The following is a 1574-nucleotide window of genomic DNA, read 5'->3' on the forward strand; positions in this document are numbered from 1 at the left end:
TGATAAAACCGTTTATCATTCTGTTATTATTTATTTCATCTATACTTACAGGTTGTGTAAGAACAAAAATATTGGATGATCTTCACTTAGACTCTGCTATAGGATACGATTACGTTGACAAAGACCTTATTCAGGCGACAGTTGTCGTTCCCATCTATAATCCTGATAAGTCCATTTCGAGTGAAACGTTTACGGAAACTTCTTCGCTTAGTAAAGAAATTCTCGTCAAAATAGATACGAAATCTCCAAAAACTGTAGAAACTGGGAAGCTGGAATTGATTCTTTTCAGCAGCGAACTTGCGGGCCAAGGAGTCTTTGAACTTGTGGATAATTTTCAACGCGATGCAAATGTATCGACAAATCTCTCGTTAGCAGTCGTAGATGGTGAAGTGGAAGAGATGTTAACCACACCATTTAAGAACGAGGACACGGGGAGGTATGTTTCCGAAATCATCGAGCAGAATGTGAATCTGGGATTGCTGCCAAAGAAGGATTTACATCAATTTATGTTTGATTATTATTCAACAGGAAAAGATCCATATTTACCTTTACTGAAATTAGTAAAAGACCAAGTGGAGGTTAGCGGTATCGCATTGTTTGATAAGGATAAATTGGTAGATCAAATCGATTTCAAGGAATTGTTTGTTTTTACTGTGTTAGCTGAAACCTCGAAAAATGGTTCTTACAAGGTTCGAAATGATACCTATGTCCGAAACCTTGGTTCAAAAAGAAAATTTCTAGTCAGTAATAACAAGACAAATCCGGAAATCACAATAAATGTTCAACTTGAAGGAATCATTAGGCAACACTCCGGTGAAAAAATTCCACATAAGAAATTGTATGAAAAAATCGGAAAACAAATGGAACAAGATATAAAGGAACAAGCCGAAATATTGATTAAAAAATTTCAAGCATTAAAGGTTGATCCGCTTGGGCTTGGAGAACAAGTGCGGAGTCGGACAAGAAATTGGGATGAGAAAAAATGGGAAGATATGTACCCAACGATTCATGTGAAAGTAAAAGTGGATGTCAAAATCACTGAGTCAGGAGTGGTTGAGTGATGATTAAAAAAGCGGCTAATATATTATCCTCAGCCGCTACTTTTATTTACAGAGATTTGAGTCGACATTAATTTCCCAGGAAATATCTTTTTTTTCGACATGATTTGCAGATCAAACCATTGTTATTCATGCTTTAGCTTATCGTGCAGTCAGGTTTGAGTTTTAAAACGATTCGAAAATCATGGATATTATTGTGTGTAGGGAAGAATAAATCTCAAACAATTGACAATCCGAAAAATAAATGTTAAATTTATCTCATATTCAAGATATATTAATTCAAGATAAATAAATTGAGCATACATTGAAAGAAGGGAACGAGATGGTTTCAGCTAATAATAAACTAAAAGCAGTTACAGTCATGCTCCGTGCTTCCCAGGCCATTCAAGAAGTATTGAAAAAGAATGCAGCTTCACATGGTTTGAATCTTACTGAATTCGCTGTGTTGGAATTGTTGTATCATAAAGGTGATCAACCGATCCAAATTATCGGCAAGAAGATTCTTATTTCAAGTGG

At 35.4% G+C, this 1574-nt stretch carries 1 protein-coding gene and 1 pseudogene; both read left to right on the forward strand.

Translation table 11 applies throughout. From position 1 onward, the window contains the following. A partial coding sequence (locus tag WBG45_RS12375) for a Ger(x)C family spore germination protein (protein ID WP_424414986.1) occupies window positions 1-1061 on the forward strand: 1061 nt, incomplete at its 5' end. Window positions 1062-1380: 319 nt separating this feature from the next. Then, window positions 1381-1574, forward strand: a pseudogene (locus WBG45_RS12380) (MarR family transcriptional regulator); the annotation flags it as partial.

Source organism: Paenisporosarcina sp., from assembly GCF_049671445.1.
In the GTDB taxonomy this organism is placed as follows: Bacteria; Bacillota; Bacilli; order Bacillales_A; family Planococcaceae; genus Paenisporosarcina.